At 71.2% G+C, this 19,676-nt stretch carries 21 protein-coding genes; 10 read left to right on the forward strand and 11 right to left on the reverse strand.

Annotation, left to right across the window (positions count from 1 at the left end; translation table 11 throughout):
- Positions 1-196: hypothetical protein (locus AB0472_RS35805; protein WP_366362872.1), on the forward strand; the 196-nt coding region annotated here is incomplete at its 5' end.
- A 178-nt stretch (positions 197-374) separates the two neighbouring features.
- On the opposite strand, the gene AB0472_RS35810 is transcribed toward AB0472_RS35805, so the two are convergent.
- Positions 375-1,025: a DNA-3-methyladenine glycosylase gene (locus AB0472_RS35810; protein ID WP_366362874.1), complete on the reverse strand. Its 651-nt coding sequence runs from the start codon at positions 1,023-1,025 to the stop codon at positions 375-377.
- Positions 1,026-1,177: 152 nt separating this feature from the next.
- Between AB0472_RS35810 and AB0472_RS35815 the strand changes: the two genes are divergently transcribed.
- The 3 genes from AB0472_RS35815 to AB0472_RS35825 all read left to right on the forward strand — a co-directional run bounded on the left by AB0472_RS35815 (position 1,178) and on the right by AB0472_RS35825 (position 3,244).
- Positions 1,178-1,960 (forward strand): sporulation protein, encoded by a 783-nt coding sequence (locus tag AB0472_RS35815; protein ID WP_366362876.1) that lies wholly within the window; start codon positions 1,178-1,180, stop codon positions 1,958-1,960.
- A 65-nt stretch (positions 1,961-2,025) separates the two neighbouring features.
- On the forward strand, positions 2,026-2,565 hold the full coding sequence (locus AB0472_RS35820; protein ID WP_366362878.1) for a YbhB/YbcL family Raf kinase inhibitor-like protein: 540 nt from the start codon (positions 2,026-2,028) through the stop codon (positions 2,563-2,565).
- 166 nt (positions 2,566-2,731) lie between these two features.
- The gene (locus tag AB0472_RS35825; protein WP_366362880.1) at positions 2,732-3,244 is read left to right on the forward strand and encodes an HNH endonuclease; all 513 of its coding nucleotides are present in this window, start codon (positions 2,732-2,734) and stop codon (positions 3,242-3,244) included.
- 113 nt (positions 3,245-3,357) lie between these two features.
- On the opposite strand, the gene AB0472_RS35830 is transcribed toward AB0472_RS35825, so the two are convergent.
- From AB0472_RS35830 to AB0472_RS35840, 3 genes are all read right to left on the reverse strand, one after another.
- Positions 3,358-4,305, reverse strand: coding sequence for an SPFH domain-containing protein (locus AB0472_RS35830; protein WP_366362882.1), 948 nt, complete (start codon positions 4,303-4,305; stop codon positions 3,358-3,360).
- Positions 4,306-4,435: 130 nt separating this feature from the next.
- A complete protein-coding gene (locus AB0472_RS35835) occupies positions 4,436-4,870 on the reverse strand; it encodes an NfeD family protein (protein ID WP_366362884.1) in 435 nt (144 codons plus the stop codon).
- 71 nt (positions 4,871-4,941) lie between these two features.
- The gene (locus AB0472_RS35840; protein WP_366362886.1) at positions 4,942-5,733 is read right to left on the reverse strand and encodes an ABC transporter ATP-binding protein; all 792 of its coding nucleotides are present in this window, start codon (positions 5,731-5,733) and stop codon (positions 4,942-4,944) included.
- A gap of 150 nt (positions 5,734-5,883) precedes the next feature.
- On the opposite strand from AB0472_RS35840, the gene AB0472_RS35845 reads away from it, so the two are divergent.
- Positions 5,884-6,669, forward strand: a complete 786-nt coding sequence (locus tag AB0472_RS35845) for a hypothetical protein (RefSeq protein ID WP_366362888.1) — start codon at positions 5,884-5,886, stop codon at positions 6,667-6,669.
- A 182-nt stretch (positions 6,670-6,851) separates the two neighbouring features.
- Here AB0472_RS35845 and AB0472_RS35850 read toward each other — a convergent pair whose 3' ends face one another.
- The 3 genes from AB0472_RS35850 to AB0472_RS35860 all read right to left on the reverse strand — a co-directional run bounded on the left by AB0472_RS35850 (position 6,852) and on the right by AB0472_RS35860 (position 9,051).
- Positions 6,852-7,100, reverse strand: a complete 249-nt coding sequence (locus AB0472_RS35850; protein WP_360247625.1) for a chaplin — start codon at positions 7,098-7,100, stop codon at positions 6,852-6,854.
- 171 nt (positions 7,101-7,271) lie between these two features.
- Positions 7,272-7,913: a response regulator transcription factor gene (locus AB0472_RS35855; protein ID WP_366362890.1), complete on the reverse strand. Its 642-nt coding sequence runs from the start codon at positions 7,911-7,913 to the stop codon at positions 7,272-7,274.
- Complete coding sequence (locus AB0472_RS35860; protein ID WP_366362892.1) at positions 7,906-9,051, reverse strand: GAF domain-containing sensor histidine kinase; 1,146 nt, start codon at positions 9,049-9,051, stop codon at positions 7,906-7,908. The genes AB0472_RS35855 and AB0472_RS35860 overlap by 8 nt, the downstream gene beginning before the upstream one ends.
- 226 nt (positions 9,052-9,277) lie before the next feature.
- On the opposite strand from AB0472_RS35860, the gene AB0472_RS35865 reads away from it, so the two are divergent.
- The 3 genes from AB0472_RS35865 (at position 9,278) to AB0472_RS35875 (ending at position 12,158) form a co-directional block, all read left to right on the forward strand.
- Positions 9,278-9,973 carry an SDR family NAD(P)-dependent oxidoreductase gene (locus tag AB0472_RS35865; RefSeq protein ID WP_366362894.1) on the forward strand — a complete coding sequence of 232 codons (696 nt, stop codon included), beginning with the start codon at positions 9,278-9,280 and terminating at the stop codon, positions 9,971-9,973.
- The gene (locus tag AB0472_RS35870) at positions 9,970-11,052 is read left to right on the forward strand and encodes an S-adenosylmethionine:tRNA ribosyltransferase-isomerase (protein ID WP_366362896.1); all 1,083 of its coding nucleotides are present in this window, start codon (positions 9,970-9,972) and stop codon (positions 11,050-11,052) included. The genes AB0472_RS35865 and AB0472_RS35870 overlap by 4 nt, the downstream gene beginning before the upstream one ends.
- 296 nt (positions 11,053-11,348) lie before the next feature.
- Positions 11,349-12,158, forward strand: a complete 810-nt coding sequence (locus AB0472_RS35875; protein WP_366362898.1) for a transglycosylase SLT domain-containing protein — start codon at positions 11,349-11,351, stop codon at positions 12,156-12,158.
- An 89-nt stretch (positions 12,159-12,247) separates the two neighbouring features.
- On the opposite strand, the gene AB0472_RS35880 is transcribed toward AB0472_RS35875, so the two are convergent.
- Positions 12,248-14,791 carry an FHA domain-containing protein gene (locus AB0472_RS35880; protein ID WP_366362900.1) on the reverse strand — a complete coding sequence of 848 codons (2,544 nt, stop codon included), beginning with the start codon at positions 14,789-14,791 and terminating at the stop codon, positions 12,248-12,250.
- 232 nt (positions 14,792-15,023) lie between these two features.
- Here AB0472_RS35880 and AB0472_RS35885 point away from each other — a divergent pair, with 232 nt between their 5' ends.
- Both AB0472_RS35885 and serB read left to right on the forward strand, forming a co-directional pair.
- The gene (locus AB0472_RS35885; protein WP_366362902.1) at positions 15,024-16,964 is read left to right on the forward strand and encodes a streptophobe family protein; all 1,941 of its coding nucleotides are present in this window, start codon (positions 15,024-15,026) and stop codon (positions 16,962-16,964) included.
- A gap of 265 nt (positions 16,965-17,229) precedes the next feature.
- Complete coding sequence (gene serB, locus AB0472_RS35890; protein ID WP_366362904.1) at positions 17,230-18,438, forward strand: phosphoserine phosphatase SerB; 1,209 nt, start codon at positions 17,230-17,232, stop codon at positions 18,436-18,438.
- Between the two features lie 99 nt (positions 18,439-18,537).
- Here serB and AB0472_RS35895 read toward each other — a convergent pair whose 3' ends face one another.
- From AB0472_RS35895 to AB0472_RS35905, 3 genes are all read right to left on the reverse strand, one after another.
- Positions 18,538-19,056 (reverse strand): histidine phosphatase family protein, encoded by a 519-nt coding sequence (locus AB0472_RS35895; protein WP_366362906.1) that lies wholly within the window; start codon positions 19,054-19,056, stop codon positions 18,538-18,540.
- Positions 19,057-19,147: 91 nt separating this feature from the next.
- Positions 19,148-19,354 carry a hypothetical protein gene (locus AB0472_RS35900; RefSeq protein ID WP_366362908.1) on the reverse strand — a complete coding sequence of 69 codons (207 nt, stop codon included), beginning with the start codon at positions 19,352-19,354 and terminating at the stop codon, positions 19,148-19,150.
- Between the two features lie 176 nt (positions 19,355-19,530).
- Positions 19,531-19,647, reverse strand: coding sequence for an SGM_5486 family transporter-associated protein (locus AB0472_RS35905; RefSeq protein ID WP_351498514.1), 117 nt, complete (start codon positions 19,645-19,647; stop codon positions 19,531-19,533).
- Between the last annotated feature and the right edge of the window lie 29 nt (positions 19,648-19,676).

Consider the following 19,676-nt stretch of genomic DNA (forward strand, 5'->3'; position numbering starts at 1 on the left):
GTTGACTTTTGGCACGCTGTTGAGTTCTCAAGGAACGGTCGCTTCCTTTGTACTCACCCTCTCGGGCTTTCCTCCGGGCTTCCCTTCGGTGTTTCCGACTCTATCAGATCCTTTCGGCGTCCGATTCCCGGTCGGCGGGATTGTCTTGAGGCTTTCCGGCTTTCGCTCGTCGGCCTTTCGACATTCACTACGTTAGCCGATTCCCGCCGGGACTCATAATCGAGTTCCGTGGGCTCGAATTCGGGCATGCGGGCACGCCGAAATCGACCCCGTCAGGGGAAGTCGTAGGTAGTGGGTGGCCGCTTCCGGCTGCTGGCGATTGCCGTACCCGGTTCAAGCGGCTCGGGCTACATTACGCACCTTCCAGGGACGCGTCAACTTGAGCGGCGCCTTGGTACATGGGCCCGATAGGGGCTCACCGTGGGGTCGTTGGCGATCCAGTAGCGCCAGGGATGGATCTCCCCGTCGCCGCCCTCGCCGGCGACCCCGGTGCGCGGACCGTTGCGCACCTGGTCGGAGGGGGCGGGGGTGCCGGTCAGTATCCGCAGCGGGGTCTCGCCGGTGGCGCACGCGTCCGTGCCGTCCAGGGCCCGGTCGACCCCCAGGGCGGTGGCCAGGCGGGCCGGTCCTTTGGCCAGTTCTCTGTCGTATCGGGCCGAAAGTCGACGTTTGCGGGCGAGTTCGGCGCCCTCGACGATCTCGCCGGCCCGGAGCAGGACCCCGCTCGCGGTGCCCTCGGGACCGCAGACGAGGTTCATGCAGAACCACATGCCGTAGGTGAAGTAGACGTACACATGTCCGGGCGGACCGAACATCACTTCGTTGCGGGGGGTACGGCCGCGATAGGCGTGCGAACCCGGGTCGTTCGGGCCGTCGTACGCCTCCACCTCCGTGAGGCGCATGGCGATCGTGCCGTCCGGGGTGGTGCGGACGAGGACGCGGCCGAGGAGGTCGGGGGCGACCTCCAGTACCGGGCGGTCGAAGAAGGCTCTGGGCAGTGGCGTACGGTCCGGGGACGCGATCATGGCGTCCGAGCCTAGTCCAGACCGATGACGCCAAGGGCTGGTCAAGGATTCGTCTGCTTGCCAGGGTGTGGGCCGGAACCGGTGGTGACCGGATCGCGTTTGTAGGGATCAAGGGTCCGTACGTACGTAGTAGGCAGTAGTAGAGGAGAGTCATGGGGTTCAAGAAGCTGCTCGCGAGCCTGGGGGCCGGCGGGGCGTCCGTCGAGACGGTGCTCACCGAGGTGAACGTCGTACCGGGCGGTGTCGTCCAGGGCGAGGTGCGGATCCAGGGCGGCTCGGTGGACCAGGAGATCCAGGGACTGTCCGTGGGGCTCCAGGCGCGGGTCGAGGTGGAGCGCGGCGACGAGGAGTACAAGCAGAACATCGGCTTCGGCAAGGCGCGGCTCGGCGGCGCCTTCGAGCTGCAGGCCGGGGCCGTGCACGCGGTGCCGTTCGGGCTGGAGATCCCGTGGGAGACGCCCGTCACCATGATCGACGGGCAGGCGCTGCGCGGGATGCACATCGGGGTGACCACGGAGCTGGAGATCGCGCGGGCCGTCGACTCCGGGGACCTGGACCCCATCAACGTGCATCCGCTGCCGGCGCAGAAGGCGATCCTGGACGCGTTCATCCAACTGGGCTTCCGGTTCCGGAACGCGGACCTGGAGAAGGGGCACATCCGGGGGTCGCGGCAGACGCTGCCGTTCTACCAGGAGGTCGAGTTCCACCCGCCGTCCCAGTACCGGGGGCTGAACCAGGTCGAGCTGAGCTTCGTGGCGGACGCGCACGCCATGGACGTCATCCTCGAAATGGACAAGAAGCCGGGGTTGTTCAGCGAGGGCAGTGACACCTTCCGGTCGTTCCAGGTGGGTCTGCACGACTTCCACGGGACCGACTGGGCGGCTTATCTCAACCAGTGGCTGTCCGAGGTCGGCAGCAAGCGCAACTGGTTCTAGGCTCAGGAGCTGCGGGTTCCGTAACGGGGTCCGTAATCGATCAGTATCGATCAGGAGGTACCGAGGTGACCGAGCTCAAGCGGCGGCCTCTCCCCCATGACTTCCATCCGCCCGTCCCGTCGTTCACGGTGACGAGCGAGGACATCGAGGAAGGGGCGACGCTCAAGGACGCTCAGGTCTACGACAAGGGCAACACCTCGCCGCAGCTGCGGTGGGAGGGCTTCCCGGCCGGGACCAAGAGCTTCGCCGTGACCTGCTACGACCCGGACGCCCCGACGGGCAGCGGGTTCTGGCACTGGGTCCTGTTCGACATCCCGGTCTCGGTGACCGAGCTGCCGGCGGGCGCGGGCGGCGGCAAGTTCGAGGGGCTGCCCGAGGGCGCGATTCAGGTGCGCAACGACTACGGGTCGAAGGACTTCGGGGGCGCCGCGCCGCCGCCCGGGGACGGGCCGCACCGGTACGTGTTCACGGTGTACGCGGTGGACCAGGAGAAGCTCGGTCCGGACGCCGACGTGTCGCCGGCCGTCGTCGGGTTCAACCTGCGGTTCCACGCGATCGCGCGGGCGCAGCTCATCGGGGAGTACGAGAACCCCGAGCAGGGCTGACGCAGCGCGCGAAATCAGCTGAGCGTTCATTGAACGTTTGCCCGTCTCTGGTCATGGAAGTGATCAGGGGCGGGCAGTTTTTATTGCGTTGTCCATCTCGGCGCGCCCGTCCAGAGTTGATCCAAGCCCGCCGGGGGTGGGCAGGTGCACATGGGAGGTGGGCTGGATGCGTGACACGCTGGTGCTGAACGCGAGCTTCGAGCCGCTGTCTACGGTGACGTTGAACCGCGCCGTCGTTCTGGTGCTCCAGGACAAGGCCGTCGTCGAGCAGGCCCACCCCGAGCTGCGCATGCGCGGTGCCGAGGTGGACATACCTGCGCCCCGGGTCATAAGGCTGTGCAGGTACGTGCGGGTGCCCTTTCGGAGACAGGCGCCGTGGTCGCGGCGGGGGGTGTTGGTCAGGGACCGGCACCGGTGCGCGTACTGCGGGAAGCGAGCGACGACCGTGGACCACGTGGTGCCGCGGGCTCAGGGGGGTGCCGACTCCTGGCTGAACACGGTGGCGTCGTGTGCGGAGGACAATCACCGGAAGGCGGACCGGACGCCGGAGCAGGCGGGTATGCCGTTGCTTCGGAAGCCGTTCGAGCCTTCGCCGCAGGATGCGATGCTGTTGTCGATGGGGGCCGAGGATCTGGCGGCGTTGCCCGAGTGGCTTTCGGGGGATGTGGCCGCCGCGTAGTCGTCTGTCCGGCCGGGGCCGTCCTGCGGCTGCGGCCGCGTTGTGGCTTGTCGCGCAGTTCCCCGCGCCCCCAGGACAGGGTGGGCGCGGGGAACGTTTGCATGTAGCCGGCCCTAGTCGATGTTCGGCTTCTCGCGGCGGTCCTGCTGGGACGGTACGTTGCCGCCGCCGTTGGAACCGCCGCCCAGGGAGCCGAAGTTGCCCATCGCGCCGGAGAGGCCCTTGAGGGCGTCGCCGATTTCGCTGGGGACGATCCAGAGCTTGTTGGCGTCGCCCTCGGCGATCTTCGGGAGCATCTGGAGGTACTGGTAGGAGAGCAGCTTCTGGTCCGGGTCGCCGGCGTGGATGGCCTCGAAGACCGTGCGGACCGCCTGGGCCTCGCCCTCGGCGCGCAGGGCCGCCGCCTTGGCCTCACCCTCGGCCCGCAGGATCTGGGACTGCTTCTCGCCCTCGGCGGTGAGGATCGCCGCCTGGCGGGTGCCTTCCGCGGTGAGGATCGCGGCGCGCTTGTCGCGGTCGGCTCGCATCTGCTTCTCCATCGAGTCCTGGATGGAGGTCGGCGGCTCGATCGCCTTGAGTTCGACGCGGTTGACGCGGATGCCCCACTTGCCGGTGGCCTCGTCGAGGACGCCGCGCAGGGCCGCGTTGATCTCCTCGCGGGAGGTGAGGGTGCGCTCCAGGTCCATGCCGCCGATGATGTTGCGGAGCGTGGTGACCGTGAGCTGCTCGATGGCCTGGATGTAGCTGGCGACCTCGTAGGTGGCCGCGCGGGCGTCCGTGACCTGGTAGTAGATGACGGTGTCGATGTTCACGACCAGGTTGTCCTGGGTGATCACCGGCTGGGGCGGGAACGGAACGACCTGTTCACGCAGGTCGATGCGGTTGCGGATGGTGTCGATGAACGGGACCACGATGTTGAGGCCCGCGTTCAGGGTCCGTGTGTAGCGGCCGAAGCGCTCGACGATGGCGGCGCTCGCCTGCGGGATGACTTGGATCGTCTTGATCAGGGCGATGAAGACCAACACCACCAGAATGACCAGGACGATGATGACCGGTTCCATCGTCGCTCCCCGTACCCTTCTCCGCCTCGGCGCTTCGGCAGATCTTATGGTTGTTGAAGATCTTGCTGGATGAGTCTGACAGACGCACGCGCAACTCGGGGACTCTTCTGTTCAGTTGAGTCTTACGAGGTCAGATGACGATCGCGGTGGCCCCCTCGATCTCCACGACGTCGACTTCCTGACCCACTTCGTAGGCACGGTCCGGGTCGAGGGCGCGCGCCGACCAGATCTCGCCGGCGAGCTTGATCCGTCCGTCCGCGCCGCCGTCGACGCGTTCGAGTACGACGGCCTGTCTGCCCTTCAACGCGTCGACGCCGGTGGCCAGTTGCGGGCGCTGGGCGGCGTGCCGGTTGGCGATGGGCCGTACCACGGCGATCAGTGCGACCGAGACGACGACGAAGACGAGCACCTGGATGACGGTGCCCGCGCCCAGTCCGGCGGTACCGGCTGCGGCCACGGCGCCGGCCGCGAACATGCCGAACTCCGGCATCGCGGTCACCACGAGCGGAATTCCGAGCGCCGCCGCGACGACGAGCCACCACACCCATGCGTCGATGCTGTTCACACCGTCATGGTAGGGCCGGGGGTGCCGACCACGACAGGGTGCTTTGCCGGGTAAGGGCTCGTCAGATCCGTTCAGGACAGGGGCAGTCCGTGGGCGGTCCAGCGCTCGCCGAGCTGTTCGACGACGAGCGGGAGGCCGAAGCAGAGGGAGAGGTTGCGGGAGGTGAGTTCGAGCTCCAGCGGGCCGGCGGTGAGGACCTTGCCCTGGCGGATCATGAGGACGTGGGTGAAGCCGGGGGCGATCTCCTCGACATGGTGGGTGACCATGATCATGGAGGGGGCGATCGGGTCGCGGGCGAGCCGGCCGAGGCGGCGGACCAGGTCCTCGCGGCCGCCGAGGTCGAGTCCGGCGGCGGGTTCGTCGAGGAGGAGGAGCTCGGGGTCGGTCATCAGGGCGCGGGCGATCAGGGTGCGCTTGCGCTCGCCCTCGGAGAGGGTGCCGAACTTCCGGTCCACGTAGTCGGTCATGCCGAGGCGGTCCAGGAAGGCGCGGGCGCGCTGCTCGTCGACCTCGTCGTACTCCTCCTGCCAGTGGGCGGTCATGCCGTAGGCGGCGGTGAGCACGGTCTCCAGGACGGTCTGGCGCTTGGGGAGCTTGTCGGCCATGGCGACGCCGGCCATGCCGATGCGCGGGCGCAGGTCGAAGACGTCGACCCTGCCGAGGGTGTCGCCGAGGATGGTGGCGGTGCCCTTGCTGGGGAAGAGGTAGCTGGACGCGACGTTGAGGAGGGTGGTCTTGCCGGCGCCGTTGGGGCCGAGGATGACCCAGCGCTCGCCCTCCTTCACCGACCAGGAGACCTGGTCCACCAGAGCCCGGCCCTCCCGGACCACGGATACGTCCTGAAGCTCCAGAACATCGCTCATGAGCGCGTTGTCTCCCCTTGCAGTGTCGCCGTTCTCGGCGGTCGCGTACGCCTGTGGCCCGGGCGGCGGCGCCGGTGGGCGCGGCCCTCATGAAATCTACGCCACGAGTGCGCCGCTCCATTCCATCGGTCCTGTCCTTAGGGTGGGGGCATGCTCTCGGAACCGCGTTCAGGACGCCTCGCCGCTTGGGGAAATGCCCTTTTGGCCGGACTTGTCTCTCCGGACGACGCCGTGCTCGCCATCGTCGGCGAGGACGCGGTGCACCGGGTGGAGGGGCTGCCCGGTGAGTCCGCTCCGGTCGGGCTCACGCTGGCGCTGGGGCGGCTGCGGGCACTGGGGGCGGCCGGGCTGCGGGTCGCGCTGCCGGCGTCGGGGCATCCGCTGGGGTTGAGCGGGCCGCCGGAGTTCAACGCGCGCGCTCTGGAGGCCGGGGAGGCGGTGGTCTGTCACGGCGCCGCGTTCGGTCTGGTGCCGGAGGTGGACGAGGCCGGGCCGGCCGGCGACGTGCACGTCGAGGTGGTCTGGCACGTGCTGCCGGTGCGGGAGGCCCCGCCGGCCGACGTGCCGTCACTGGGTGAGGCGGAACGCGAGCTGGCGGAGGCGCTGCGGGACGCGACCGACGTGCTGTCGAAGCTGGACGTCGCGGGGTCGGGACCGGTGGCGGAGGCGGCGATCGACGCGTACCGGGCGCGCGCGGAGCGGGGCCGGGAGGTGCTGGCCCCGGGGTATCCGCCGCGGGCGGTGCGGGTGCTGGAGCTGGCGCAGCGGGTCGGGCTGCTGGTCTCGCTCGCGTACGACCACGGGCACGGCGGGGCGGTCAGCGCGTCGGAGATGGCGGCGCGGTCGCTGGCGCTGCGCCCGGTGGAGCGGACGGCCCGGCGCGCACAGGTCGCGGCGTACAACTCCGTCGTGGAGGAGCGTGAGCGAGGGCGCTGAGCGCTCCGCTGGAGGTGCCGCAGACGTCGTCGGTCGTCCGCGGCGCCGTCGTGGCTTGTCGCGCAGTTCCTCCCCGGCCTCGGCCGGGGGTACCCCCAGCGCCCCTTTCGGGGCGGACAAGCCGACCGGCCTTCCGGGGGCGCCCGGAAGGCCGGAGGTCGATGCCGCGGTGCGGCGCGGTCTCAGTGGTTGAGGCCGAGGTTGCCGAAGGCGGGGTTCAGCACGCCGATGACGTTGACGCTGTTGCCGACGACGTTGACGGGGATGTGCACCGGGGCCTGGATGACGTTGCCGGAGACGACGCCGGGAGAGCCCTGGGCGCGGCCGTCGGCGTGGGAGCCGCCGGTGTGGGCCGAGGCCATCCCCGCGCCCGCGGCCACGATCCCGCCGGCCACCATCGTCACGGCCGCTGCCTTCTTCAGGTTCTTCACTTCTTGAGCCCTCCTTGGCGATCGCCGCGGCGGTCGCCGCGGCACGCACTGAAGAACGGCGGCGGCCGGGCCGAGGATGCGCCGTACGGGTGACATTCCCACGACGGTATGAATCTCAGCCCGTAGGACGACCCTCCAGGTCGCCGTCGGTGAGGCGTTGCGGAGGGCGTTTCAGCCGGTCACGCCATGGCGAACGGCCCACAGGGCGGCCTGGGTGCGATCGGCGAGGTCGAGTTTCATCAGGATGTTCGAGACGTGCGTCTTGACGGTCTTCTCGGACAGCACCAGGGCACGTGCTATCTCCCGGTTGGAGCGTCCGTCGGCGATCAGCCCCAGTACCTCGCGCTCCCGCTCGGTGAGCGAGCCGCCCCTGCCCTGGCCGGAGTTGGCCTCCTCCTGGGTGAGTAGGGCGCCGGCCACCTCGGGCTGGAGCAGGACGTGCCCGGCGTGCACCGAGCGGATGGCGGTGGCGAGCGCGTCGGGATCGACGTCCTTGTAGACGTATCCGGCGGCGCCCGCGCGCAGGGCCGGGACCACCGTGCGCTGTTCGGTGAAGCTGGTGACGATCAGCACGCGCGCGGGGTTGTCGAGTTCGCGGAGCCTGCGCAGCGCTGCCACGCCGTCCAGGCCGGGCATCTTGACGTCCATGAGGACGACGTCGGGCGTCAGCTCCTGGGCGCGCTCGACGCCCTCGGCGCCGTCGGCGGCCTCGCCGACGACCTCGATGTCGTCCTGGACCTCCAGGAAGGTGCGCAGGCCCCGGCGGACGACCTGGTGGTCGTCGACCAGCAGCACCCGGATCGCGTCAGCCACCGGGGACCTCCATCTCGATCGTGGTGCCCTTGCCGGGCGCCGATTCCACGGTCAGCGTGCCGCCGACGCCGCTCGCCCGGTCCCGCATGGAGACCAGGCCGAGGTGGCGTCCGGCGCGCCGGGTGACGTGCGGGTCGAAGCCGCTGCCGTCGTCGGTGACCCGCAGGACGGCGCCGCCGCCGCGTCGGTTCACCGTCACGTCGACGTTCTCGGCCCCGGAGTGTCTGAGCGCGTTGTGCAGGGCCTCCTGGGCCACCCGGAGCAGGGCCTCCTCCTGGGCAGCGGGCAGGGCGCGGAATCCGGCGGCGGCGAAGCTCACGCGCGCGGTGTGGGCGCGGTCGAGGACCTGGACCTGGGTGCGCAGGGTGGCGAGCAGGCCGTCCTCGTCGAGGGCGGCGGGGCGCAGCTCGACGACGGCGGCGCGCAGCTCGTCGATGGCCTCGGCGGCGAGCACGGCGACCTGCTGCAGCTCGCCCTTGGCGCGGGAGGGGTCGCGGTCGACCAGGGCGGCGGCGGCCTGGGCGGTCAGGCGGAGCGAGAAGAGCTTCTGGCTCACCGCGTCGTGCAGCTCGTGGGCGAGCCGGGAGCGTTCCTCGGCGATGGTCAGCTCACGGCTGCGCTCGTAGAGGCGGGCGTTGGTGAGGGCGATGGCCGCGTGCTGGGCGAGGATGGAGAGCAGTTCCTCGTCCTCGGTGGTGAAGCCGCAGCCGCCCTCGGGCTTCGGACAGTTCTTGTTCGCGAGGAACAGTGCGCCGATGACCTCGTCGCCGTCCCGGATCGGCAGGCCCAGGAAGTCGGACATGTCGGGGTGGGCCGCGGGCCAGCCCTCGAAGCGGGGGTCCGTGCGGACGTCGGCCAGCCGCTCGACCTTCGCCTCATGCAGCATCGCCGCGAGGATGCCGTGCTGGCGCGGGAGCGGGCCGATGGCCTTCCACTGGGCGTCGGTGACGCCGTCGACGACGAACTGGGCGAAGCCGCCGTGGTCGTCGGGCACCCCCAGCGCGGCGTACTGGGCGTCGAGCAGCTCGCGGGCGGAGGCGACGATCGTCTTGAGGACGTCACGCACCTCCAGATGCCTGCTCATCGCCAGCAGCGCGGAGCTCACCGCCGCCAGACCGGACCGGGGACCTTGACTCATGTCCTCACGGTACCGGCGGGGTCCGACAGCGCGGATCGGACCGACGGCTGCCGGACCCGGGCCGCCGGCCGTAGGCCCGGGGACCTAGGGCCCCGGTCCCGGACCGGCGGCTTAGTCCGAAGGGCCCCGCCCGGTTGCGCCCCGCGTCCGAGGCGGCCGACGCGGTCCGGTTCCTACGTTGGGATCACCGCCGACGCGGGCGGACGGAGCCGAGGGGACGGGTGTCATGCCGGTAGCGATCATCACGGGGGCCTCGAAGGGGCTGGGGCGGGCGCTGGCCGAGGCGCTGGCCGCGCGCGGCTGGGATCTGGTGCTGGACGCCAGAGGGGCCGGGCTGCTGAAGGAGACGGCGGACGTCGTCGCGGGGCACGGGGCACGGGTGACGGCGCTGCCCGGCGATGTCACGGACGCCGGGCACCGGGCCGGCCTGGTGGCCGCCGCGCGGGAGCTGGGCGGGGTGGACCTGCTGGTGAGCAACGCCAGCGCGCTGGGCGCCGAGCCGCTGGTGCGTCTGGACGAGCTGCCTCTGGCGGGACTGCGCCGGGCGCTGGAGGTGAACGTGGTGGCCGCGCTGGGGCTGGTCCGGGAGGCGCTGCCGCTGCTGCGGGAGTCGGCGGCGGGCGCGGTGGTCACCGTCAGCTCGGACGCCGGCGCCGAGGCGTACGGGACCTGGGGCGGTTACGGCGCCTCGAAGGCGGCCCTGGACCAGCTGGCGGCCGTGCTCGGCGTGGAGGAGCCGGGGCTGCGGGTGTGGGCGGTGGATCCCGGGGACATGGCGACCGCGCTGTACGTGGCGGCAGTACCGGACGACGACGATCCGCGGCCGGCACCGGAGTCGGTCGTCCCCGCCTTCCTGCGGCTCCTGGAAGAGCGGCCGGCGAGCGGCCGGTACGCGGCTCCGGCCCTGGTGGAGGGGCGATGACGACGGTGGTGCGGGTGCCCGAGGAGCTGTCCGCGCGGGTGCCGGCCGAACAGCGCGGGCCGGGTCTGGAGCGGGACGCCGTACGGCTGCTGGTGTCGCGCGGGACGGCGGTGTCGCATCACGCCTTCGCCGAGCTGCCGTGCCTGCTGCGGGCCGGGGACCTGCTGGTGGTGAACACGTCGCCGACGCTGGCGGCGGCCGTGGACGGCCGGGTCGGGCACGCGCGCGTGGTGGTGCACTTCTCCACTCGCGGGGACGACGGGCGGTGGGCGGTCGAGCTGCGGGAGCCGGACGGCAGGGGGACCACGCGCGCGCGGGCGGGTACGCGCGCGGGGACTGAGGTGCGGCTGCCCGGGGGTGGCCGGCTGTTCCTGGAGGAGCCGCTGAGCGCGCGGGGGGAGCGGCTGTGGTGGGCGCGGGCCGCCGCGGACGTGCGTGGGGTGCTGCGGGAGCACGGGCGTCCCATCCGTTACTCCTATACGGAGCGGGACCAGCCGTTGTCCGCGTACCAGACGGTGTTCGCGCTGCCGACGGCGGACGGGGCGGGGAGCGCGGAGATGCCGAGTGCGGCCCGGCCCTTCACCGCGCGGCTGGTGGCGGAGCTGGTGAGCCGCGGGGTGCAGTTCGCGCCGGTCACGCTGCACACGGGGGTGTCGTCGGGGGAGGCGCACGAGCCGCCGTACGCGGAGCGTTTCGCCGTGCCGGAGACGTCGGCGCGGCTGATCGGCAACGTGAGGGCCGCAGGAGGCAGGGTGATCGCGGTGGGGACGACCGCGGTGCGGGCCGTGGAGTCGGCCGCCGGGCGCGACGGGGTGGTGCGGGCGGCCGCGGGGTGGACGGAGCTCGTGGTGACGCCGGAGCGCGGGGTGCGGGTGGTGGACGGGCTGCTGACCGGGCTGCACGAGCCGGAGGCCTCGCATCTGCTGATGCTGGAGGCGGTCGCCGGGCGGCCCGCGGTCGACCGCAGCTACGAGGAGGCGCTGCGCGGTCTCTACCTGTGGCACGAGTTCGGCGACGTGCACCTCATCCTGCCGGAGGAGGCCCCTCACACAGAGGATTGCGTCAGCAACTCCGGGTGAGATTGATGTACGAACGATGTGAGGCCGCACATAGGGCGCACATCACGTACGAACGGACATAGGAGATAAAGAGTCACGGCGCGAACGGGGCAGACGTTCTAATCTGTCCCTATTTGTCCCTCTGGGCTCCACTACCCCACTTCGTACGTCACACCTTTGCCACGGCATTTTGCGGCCGCTAAGAATGGCTGCCGTCGCTCAGCACCCCGGGTTCCCCCGGCGGTGTTCGTGCGGGAGGAGCCGGTCTCCCCCGCGGACAACGAGCGACTCCGCGCTATCCGAAGAGGTCCACAGCTATGCCCAAGCACGCCCACAGTCCCACGCTGACCAAGCACCACAAGATCGCGCTCGCCGGTGTCGCCACGCTCGGCGCCGCCGCCCTCGCCTTCTCGGCCGTGCCCAGCAGCGCCGAGACCGCCGCGACTGTGTCTCCCCAGGCCGCGGCCCAGGTGGCGTACAGCACGCAGCAGATCAAGGACGTCAAGGGCGCGGTCACCGACCGGCTCGCGACCCAGCACCTCAAGGTCGAGGCGATCGCCGCCAAGAAGGCGCCCTCGGCCCACGCCAAGCACGTGGCCCACGTCAAGAAGGTCCACGCGGCCCACACCGCGCACCTCAAGAAGGTCCACGCCGCGAAGGCCAAAGCGACTCACACCGCCCACGTGAAGCACGTCGAGGCCGCCGCCGGCAAGGCCGCCCACGCCGCCCACGTGAAGCACCTCGCCAAGCAGGCCGCGAGCCGGTCCGCGCAGCGCCCGCAGCTCCAGCCGGTCGCCACGTCCTACGGCAACAACCTCGACGGCTGGATCCGCCAGTCCCTGGACATCATGCACTCCAAGGGCATCCCGGGCTCCTACAACGGCCTGTACCGCAACATCATGCGGGAGTCCTCCGGCAACCCCAACGCCATCAACAACTGGGACATCAACGCCATCAACGGCATCCCCTCCAAGGGTCTGCTCCAGGTCATCCCGCCGACCTTCGCCGCCTACCACGTGGCCGGCACCTCGTGGAACATCTACGACCCGGTCGCCAACATCACGGCCGCCTGCAACTACGCCGCCCACCGGTACGGCTCGATGGACAACGTCAACAGCGCGTACTGAGGCCTGCGCGGACCTCTTCACGCACATGCCGAAGGGCGGCACCCCACTGCGGGGTGCCGCCCTTCGGGCGTCCTACGGGCACCGGTGTGCTACTTCCGCATGACCTCGGGCTCGTGGCGGCGCAGGAAGCGGGCCACGAGGAAGGCGCAGACCACACCGAGGGCGATCAGCGCGACCATGTCCAGGGTCCACGCGCCGGCGGTGTGCGCCCACAGCGGGTCGTCGGGCTTGCCCTTGCCGGGCGGGGCGATCCCGTTGAAGTCCAGGGTGGCGCCCGCGGCGGCGACGGCCCAGCGCGACGGCATCAGGTACGAGAACTGGTTGACGCCGACCGTGCCGTTCAGCGCGAACAGGCAGCCGGTGAAGACGACCTGGATGATCGCGAACATGACCAGCAGCGGCATGGTCTTCTCGGAGGTCTTCACCAGGGCGGACATGACCAGGCCGAACATCATCGAGGTGAATCCGAGCGCCATGACCGGCAGGCAGAGCTCCAGGAGCGTCAGGTGGCCGAAGACCACCCCCTCCTCCGGGATCTTCCGGCTGGCGAAGCCGATGACGCCGACCAGCAGGCCCTGCAGGACCGTGACGATGCCGAGCACGAAGACCTTGGACATCAGGTACGCGGAGCGGGACAGGCCGGTCGCGCGCTCCCGCTCGTAGATGACCCGTTCCTTGATCAGCTCACGGACCGAGTTCGCGGCACCGGCGAAGCAGGCACCCACCGCGAGGATCAGCAGCACCGTGGTGGCCGTGCCGTTCGGGACGGGCTGCCTGGTCGCCGGATTGATCTCCGTGTTGACCAGCAGGTCCTTGCCCGCGTCGATGAGCAGGCTCACCGAGCCGAGGACCAGCGGCAGGACGACCGTCAGGATCAGGAAGCCCTTGTCGGAGGCGATCACCGACACGTACCGACGCACGAGGGTGGCGAACTGCGACAGCCAGCCCTGCGGCTTCGGCGGCTTCATCACCTGCATCGGCGGCATCTGCACCGACTGCGGTGCGATGGCGTCGATGTCGGCGGCGTACATCTGGTAGTGCTGCGAGCCCTTCCAGCGGCCCGCCCAGTCGTAGTCGCGGTAGTTCTCGAAGGCGGAGAAGACGTCGGCCCAGGTGTCGTAGCCGAAGAAGTTCAGCGCCTCCTCCGGCGGGCCGAAGTAGGCGACGGAGCCGCCCGGCGCCATCACCAGGAGCTTGTCGCACAGCGCCAGCTCGGCCACCGAGTGGGTGACGACGAGGACCGTGCGGCCGTCGTCGGCGAGGCCGCGCAGCAGCTGCATGACATCGCGGTCCATGCCGGGGTCGAGGCCGGAGGTGGGCTCGTCGAGGAAGATCAGTGACGGCTTGGTGAGCAGCTCGAGGGCCACCGACACGCGCTTGCGCTGGCCGCCGGAGAGCGAGGTGACCTTCTTCTCCTTGTGGACGTCGAGCTTCAGCTCGCGCAGCACCTCGTCGATGCGGGCCTCGCGCTCCTCGGCCGTGGTGTCGGCCGGGAAGCGGAGCTTGGCCGCGTACTTGAGGGCCTTCTTGACCGTCAGCTCCTTGTGCAGGATGTCGTCCTGCGGGACCAGACCGATGCGCTGGCGCAGTTCGGCGAACTGCTTGTACAGGTTGCGGTTGTCGTACAGGACCTCGCCCTCGTTGGCGGGGCGGTAGCCGGTGAGCGCCTTGAGCAGGGTCGACTTGCCGGATCCCGACGGGCCGATGACCGCGATCACGGACTTCTCCGGGACGCCGAAGGAGACGTCCTTGAGGATCTGCTTGCCGCCGTCGACCGTGACGGTCAGGTGACGTGCGGAGAAGGAGACCTCACCGGTGTCGACGAACTCCTCCAGCCGGTCGCCGACGATCCGGAAGGTGGAGTGGCCGACGCCCACGATGTCGTCCGCGTCGAGCAGCGCGCTGCCGCCCTTGGCGATCGGCATGCCGTTGACGTACGTGCCGTTGTGCGAGCCGAGGTCGCGGATCTCCATACGGCCGTCGGGCATGGAGTGGAACTCGGCGTGGTGCCGCGAGACCTGCAGGTCGGAGACGACCAGTTCGTTGTCCAGGGCACGGCCGATGCGCATCACGCGGCCGATGGAGAACTGGTGGAACGTGGTCGGGCTGCGGTCGCCGTAGACCGGCGGCGCCCCCGCGCCACCGCCGGAGGCCATGGCCGGCGCGCCCTGCTGCTGCGGGATCGCCGACGGGGCCTGCTGCCAGCCCTGTTGCGGAGCCGGCTGCTGCACGGCCGACGGCTGCGGAGCAGGTGGCTGGGACCAGCCCGCACCGCCCGCGCCCTGGGCGGCGAACGGCTGCTGCCGGGGCTGCGGTCGGGCGACGGCGGCGGCGCCGGACAGGCTCAGGCGCGGTCCGTCGTTCGCGTTGCCGAGATGGACGGCCGAGCCCGGGCCGATCTCCGAGCGCTGGACCCGGCTGCTCTGCACGAAGGTGCCGTTGGTACTGCCGTGGTCCTCGATGACCCAACTGCGGCCGTCGAAGCTGATCGTGGCGTGCCGCCAGGAGACCCTGGCGTCGTCGAACACGATGTCCCCCTGCGGATCTCGTCCGAGGGTGTATGACCTGGACGGATCGAGCGTCCAGGTGCGTCCGTCTGATTCCAGTACGAGTTCCGGCACTCCAAGCCCCATGAGTAGTCCCCCGAGTTACCCCCATCACAGGGAGTCTAGGGATGTCGAACATCGTCGGGAACTATTTCAGGCTCGGCCCTCTGACCGAAAGCCGGGCCTTGTGGAGGCCGCGTACGAGCGCTTCAACTCTTTCCGTTGACGGGGTTGAAACCGGGCCGGAGAGTGGTAATCCACGCGAGGGGGACAAGCGCGGCGGAGTGGTCCGGCGCGGTTGCGGATCGGGGGGCCTGTCATGAGTGCTGGTGCGTCCGGTACGGGAGTCGAACACGGGCGGCACGGCGGGCGGCTGCCGTGGGCCGACATCGTGCTGTCCTCGACAGCCGCCGTGAGCTGGGCGTTGATCGGTATGGCGGGTACGGCGGCGCTGGGCCTGCATCTGCTGAGGGCCGACGCGGCGGGCTCACTGGGCCCGATGACCGCGGCCGTTGTGGCGCTCGGGGCGGGTGGTTCGGTCACCCCGGACGGAGATCTGTCCGCTTTCGGCCTGAAGGGAGCGGAGGCCACCACGGCCATCGAGATCACGCCACTGGGGGTGAGCCTGGTCGGTGCGCTCCTTCTGTCCTGGTTCTTCTTACGGTCCCTGCGCACGGCCGGAGTTGTGATCTCCCCGGCCGAACTGCTGGCCCGCGCGGGCTCGGTGGTGGTGCTGTTCGTGGCGGTCCTGGGCGGACTGGCCTGGGCGGGACACTCCGTCGTGACGATCGACGGCGGTGCGCTCGGCCTGGACAGGCTGACGGGCGGCGGCAGCGGCAGCGGCAGCGGCAGCGGCAGCGGCAGCGGCAGCGGCAGCGGGCTGAAGATCCCCGGGATCGGTGACATCGGCGGGCTGCTGCCGGACCGCCTCGGCGACCTCGTGCACGCGAACGCGGCGGTCGGCTTCAGCGTGGACACGACGGCGACCCTGCTCGGCGGCCTCGGCTGGTCGGTCGGCGTCCTGCTGATCGCTCTGCTGGCCTCGCGCCGCACTCCCCTGCCACCCGGCTGGGCGGCGGTGCACCGGGTGGTACGGCCGGCGGCCTCGGCGCTGGTGACGGTCCTGCTGGTGGCCGTGGCGGCCGGCTGGGCGGCGGCGGCCTACGCGGCGATCGGCGATCCGCACCCGGCCCGGATCATGGGCGCGGCCCTGCTCGGCGCCCCGAACGGCGTCTGGCTCGGCATCCCGATCGGGCTCTTCGTCCCCTTCGACGGCCGGGCCACGGGTGTCCTGACCATGTTCCTGCCGCACCCCCTGGACGAGCTCCTGAACTCCGGGTCCGACCGGTCGGTGACGCTCGGCCACCTGGCCGGCCTGGACGGGCGGGTGTGGCTGCTGGGGGTCGCGTCGGCCCTGCTCATGCTGCTGGCCGGGGTGTTCACGGCGGTCCGGACGCCGGCGGGGCGGACCGCGGCCGGCTTCGCCGGGCGGTGTGCCGTGCGGCTGGGGATCGCCACCGCGCTCGCGCTTCCCCTGCTGGCCTGGCTGACGGACGTGTCGGTGGACGCCTCGCTGTCGGTGCTGGGGTTCGACGCGTTCGGCGCGGGGATCCGGCTGCACGGGGAGCTGGGCATGGCGCTGCTGCTGGGTGCGGCCTGGGGTGCGGCGGCGGGAGCCCTGGGGGCGCTGCTGGCGTGGGTGACCGGGGCGGCGGGGTCCCGGACGGCGCCGCTGGCACTGGGTGACGGCACGGCGGGCGGCGGGCCCGCTCACGCGGGGGCCGACCGGGCCCCGGGGCTCGTCGGGAGCGCGGCGGCGGGGCCGTACGCACCGGGTACGCCGTACCGGCCGCCGAATCCGAACACGAACCCCTATCTCCGGGTGCCGGAGGAGCTGCGGGAGACCGGGGGCGCCCGAGGAGCGCGGCCCCGCGGCGCAGCGGGGGCGGGGACGGCGCCGCCGGGCGGATCCCCGGTCCCGGGCCGTCGTGCGCCGGGCGCACCGCCCCCGGCGGACGACGGTCGCCGGGCGCCGGAGGGCGGCCGCGCGGGCGGTGGCCCCTCCGATGTACCGCCACCCGGCCCGGGCGATGTGTACGGCGCCCCCACCGTGGCGCGCCCCCTCGATCCGCCGCCCCGCTCCGCACGGCCCCGGCCGGGAACGCGGCGGCCCGACGGGCCCCAGAACGGTCCGGGCGCCGGGCCACCGCCGCCGCCCCCTCCCCCGCCACCGCCGCCGCCTGGACGGCCCCGGAGATGAGGCCGGGCGCGCGGTTCGCGTCCTCCGCACGGATCACGGCATGTTCGTGCGGATCACGGCAGGTCCGCCGTGTGCGTGTCTCGGCGCCTGCCGTGCCCGGAGGTCCGGCGGGGTACACCCCGGCCCGGGCCGCCGGCATCGCGCGCACGTGCGCTCGTAGGGCGGCGGCAAGGCGTCCGACACCGGCCCGACATCTATTGTTCCGTGTCCGTCAGGCGGACCACCTGCGCCGCAGGCACTGGGTGCCGGTTACCTTGGTTACACCATGAGCGATCCGCAGACCTCCGAGGTCCCCACTCTCCTCGTCAAGATTTTCGGCAAGGACAGGCCGGGCATCACGGCCGGCCTCTTCGACACTCTTGCCGCCTACATGGTCGACGTGGTCGACATCGAGCAGGTCGTCACGCGTGGCCGCCTGGTGCTGTGCACGCTCGTGACCCAGCCCCCGGCGGGGCTGGAAGGCGACCTCAGGGCGACCGTGCACAGCTGGGCCGAGTCGATGAAGATGCAGGCGGAGATCATCTCCGGCCACGGCGACAACCGCCCGCGCGGCCTCGGCCGTTCCCTGGTGACCGTCCTCGGCCACCCGCTGACCGCCGAGTCGACGGCCGCCATCGCCGCCCGGATCGCCAAGACCGGCGGCAACATCGACCGTATCTTCCGGCTCGCCAAGTACCCGGTGACCGCGGTCGAGTTCGCGGTGTCCGGCGTGGAGACCGCACCGCTGCGCACCGCCCTGGCCTCCGACGCGGCCGAGCTGGGCGTGGACATCGCGGTGGTCTCGGCGGGCCTGCACCGGCGGGCCCAGCGGCTGGTGGTCATGGACGTGGACTCGACGCTGATCCAGGACGAGGTGATCGAGCTCTTCGCGGCGCACGCCGGCTGCGAGGACCAGGTCGCCGCGGTGACGGCGGCCGCGATGCGCGGCGAGCTGGATTTCGAGCAGTCGCTGCACGCGCGCGTGGCCCTGCTGAAGGGGCTGGACGAGTCGGTCGTGCAGAAGGTGCGCGCGGAGGTGCGGCTGACGCCGGGCGCCCGGACCCTGATCCGTACGCTGAAGCGGCTCGGCTACCAAGTCGGCGTTGTGTCGGGCGGTTTCACCCAGGTCACCGACGACCTGAAGGAGCGGCTGGGGCTGGACTTCGCCCAGGCCAACACGCTGGAGATCGTCGACGGGAAGCTGACCGGCCGGGTGACCGGCGAGATCGTGGACCGGGCGGGCAAGGCGCGGCTGCTGCGCCGGTTCGCCGCCGAGGCGGGCGTGCCGCTGGTGCAGACGGTGGCCGTCGGTGACGGGGCCAACGACCTCGACATGCTGAACACGGCCGGTCTCGGGGTCGCCTTCAACGCCAAGCCGGTGGTCCGCGAGGCCGCGCACACGGCGGTGAACTTCCCGTTCCTGGACACGGTCCTGTATCTGCTGGGCGTCACCCGCGAAGAGGTCGAGGCGGCGGACACCCACGACGAGAGCTGAGCGCCGTCCGGCCGGTCCGGACACGCGGGCCCGGCACCGGTCTCCACGGTGCCGGGCCCGCGTCGTGTCACGTCAGGGGCGGTGCGGTGGTCCCACGTCTCACTCGGACGGCGCCCAGTAGTCCGCGAGCGCGGCCGCACCGGGCTCCAGGGCCTTCCAGGAGCCCTCGTGCGTCAGGACCGCGAAGGCGGCGGCGGGGAAGCCCCGGCGGTCCATCCGCTCACGGGCCTCGGTGTCCGCGCTGCCGGCGAGAATCTCGGCCAGGCCGTGCACGCCGGGGTTGTGGCCGATGAGGATCACGGTCTGCACGTCGTCGGGCACCTCGTTGAGCACGGCGATCAGCTCACCGGGCGAGGCCTCGTACACCCGCTCCTCGTAGACGGTTTTCGGCCGGTGCGCGAGCTCGTGTACGGCGAGCTTCCAGGTCTCCCGGGTACGCACGGAGGTGGAGCACAGTGCCAGGTCGAAGGTGATGCCGCTGTCCGCGAGCTTGCGTCCGGCGACGGCGGCGTCCATTCGGCCCCGCTCAGCGAGCGGTCGCTCGTGATCGGTCACCTGTGGCCAGTCGGCTTTCGCATGGCGGAAGAGGACAATCCTGCGGGGATCTGCGACGCTCATGGCACCCAGCTTCGCATGAAACAGGCCATCGGGCGCAGGGAGTTGACATGCGCGTTCGCCCGGTCCGCGGGTGCCGCGCCGACCACAGGGCCTAACGGGAGACCATCTGCTGGACGCGCGCGAAGAGGTGGGTGACGGCGGGCTCCCCGCCGGCCGCGTGGGCGTCCGCCGGGTTGAGTATCAGCATCAGCAGGGCGACGAAGGCGAGCGCGGGAAGGGCGAGCGCCCACCAGGGGAGCCGGATGTCGACGCTGCCCGGGGTCGCCGGGTGGGACCGGGTGTGCGTGGGGGCCGGCATGGTCGCCTCCGTTGGCTCCGGGGTCTGTCGGCCGCCCTCGCGGCCACACCTCGAAACTACGGAATCCGCGGTCGCCGCCCCATCCGGTGACCCACCCACTTGACCCTGACCCTCACCCCCTAGGGGATGGTGGTGCTAGCCCCACCACCGGCCGCGGGGGCGGTGGCCGGCCGTGGTCAGGGGGACGCGAGGGTCGCGATGACGGCGATGACGACGAAGATGGCGAAGAACGAGCCGAAGACGATCAGCATCTTCTTCTGACCGTTCTGGGGGTTCGGGTCGAGCACTGGCATGGGGCCAGTCTGGCACCCCCGGGGGGTGA

It is taken from the genome of Streptomyces sp. NPDC086777 (assembly GCF_040702065.1).
Classification (GTDB): domain Bacteria; phylum Actinomycetota; class Actinomycetes; order Streptomycetales; family Streptomycetaceae; genus Streptomyces.

What these genes read in the sequence shown, in the direction of transcription:
- AB0472_RS35810 (WP_366362874.1), bottom strand. Translation starts at nt 1,025, where the DNA reads ATGATCGCGTCCCCGGACCGTACGCCACTGCCCAGAGCCTTCTTCGAC.
- AB0472_RS35815 (WP_366362876.1), top strand. Translation starts at nt 1,178, where the DNA reads ATGGGGTTCAAGAAGCTGCTCGCGAGCCTGGGGGCCGGCGGGGCGTCC.
- AB0472_RS35825 (WP_366362880.1), top strand. Translation starts at nt 2,732, where the DNA reads ATGCGTGACACGCTGGTGCTGAACGCGAGCTTCGAGCCGCTGTCTACG.
- AB0472_RS35830 (WP_366362882.1), bottom strand. Translation starts at nt 4,305, where the DNA reads ATGGAACCGGTCATCATCGTCCTGGTCATTCTGGTGGTGTTGGTCTTC.
- AB0472_RS35840 (WP_366362886.1), bottom strand. Translation starts at nt 5,733, where the DNA reads ATGAGCGATGTTCTGGAGCTTCAGGACGTATCCGTGGTCCGGGAGGGC.
- AB0472_RS35845 (WP_366362888.1), top strand. Translation starts at nt 5,884, where the DNA reads ATGCTCTCGGAACCGCGTTCAGGACGCCTCGCCGCTTGGGGAAATGCC.
- AB0472_RS35860 (WP_366362892.1), bottom strand. Translation starts at nt 9,051, where the DNA reads ATGAGTCAAGGTCCCCGGTCCGGTCTGGCGGCGGTGAGCTCCGCGCTG.
- AB0472_RS35865 (WP_366362894.1), top strand. Translation starts at nt 9,278, where the DNA reads ATGCCGGTAGCGATCATCACGGGGGCCTCGAAGGGGCTGGGGCGGGCG.
- AB0472_RS35870 (WP_366362896.1), top strand. Translation starts at nt 9,970, where the DNA reads ATGACGACGGTGGTGCGGGTGCCCGAGGAGCTGTCCGCGCGGGTGCCG.
- AB0472_RS35875 (WP_366362898.1), top strand. Translation starts at nt 11,349, where the DNA reads ATGCCCAAGCACGCCCACAGTCCCACGCTGACCAAGCACCACAAGATC.
- AB0472_RS35880 (WP_366362900.1), bottom strand. Translation starts at nt 14,791, where the DNA reads ATGGGGCTTGGAGTGCCGGAACTCGTACTGGAATCAGACGGACGCACC.
- AB0472_RS35885 (WP_366362902.1), top strand. Translation starts at nt 15,024, where the DNA reads ATGAGTGCTGGTGCGTCCGGTACGGGAGTCGAACACGGGCGGCACGGC.
- serB (WP_366362904.1), top strand. Translation starts at nt 17,230, where the DNA reads ATGAGCGATCCGCAGACCTCCGAGGTCCCCACTCTCCTCGTCAAGATT.
- AB0472_RS35895 (WP_366362906.1), bottom strand. Translation starts at nt 19,056, where the DNA reads ATGAGCGTCGCAGATCCCCGCAGGATTGTCCTCTTCCGCCATGCGAAA.
- AB0472_RS35900 (WP_366362908.1), bottom strand. Translation starts at nt 19,354, where the DNA reads ATGCCGGCCCCCACGCACACCCGGTCCCACCCGGCGACCCCGGGCAGC.
- AB0472_RS35905 (WP_351498514.1), bottom strand. Translation starts at nt 19,647, where the DNA reads ATGCCAGTGCTCGACCCGAACCCCCAGAACGGTCAGAAGAAGATGCTG.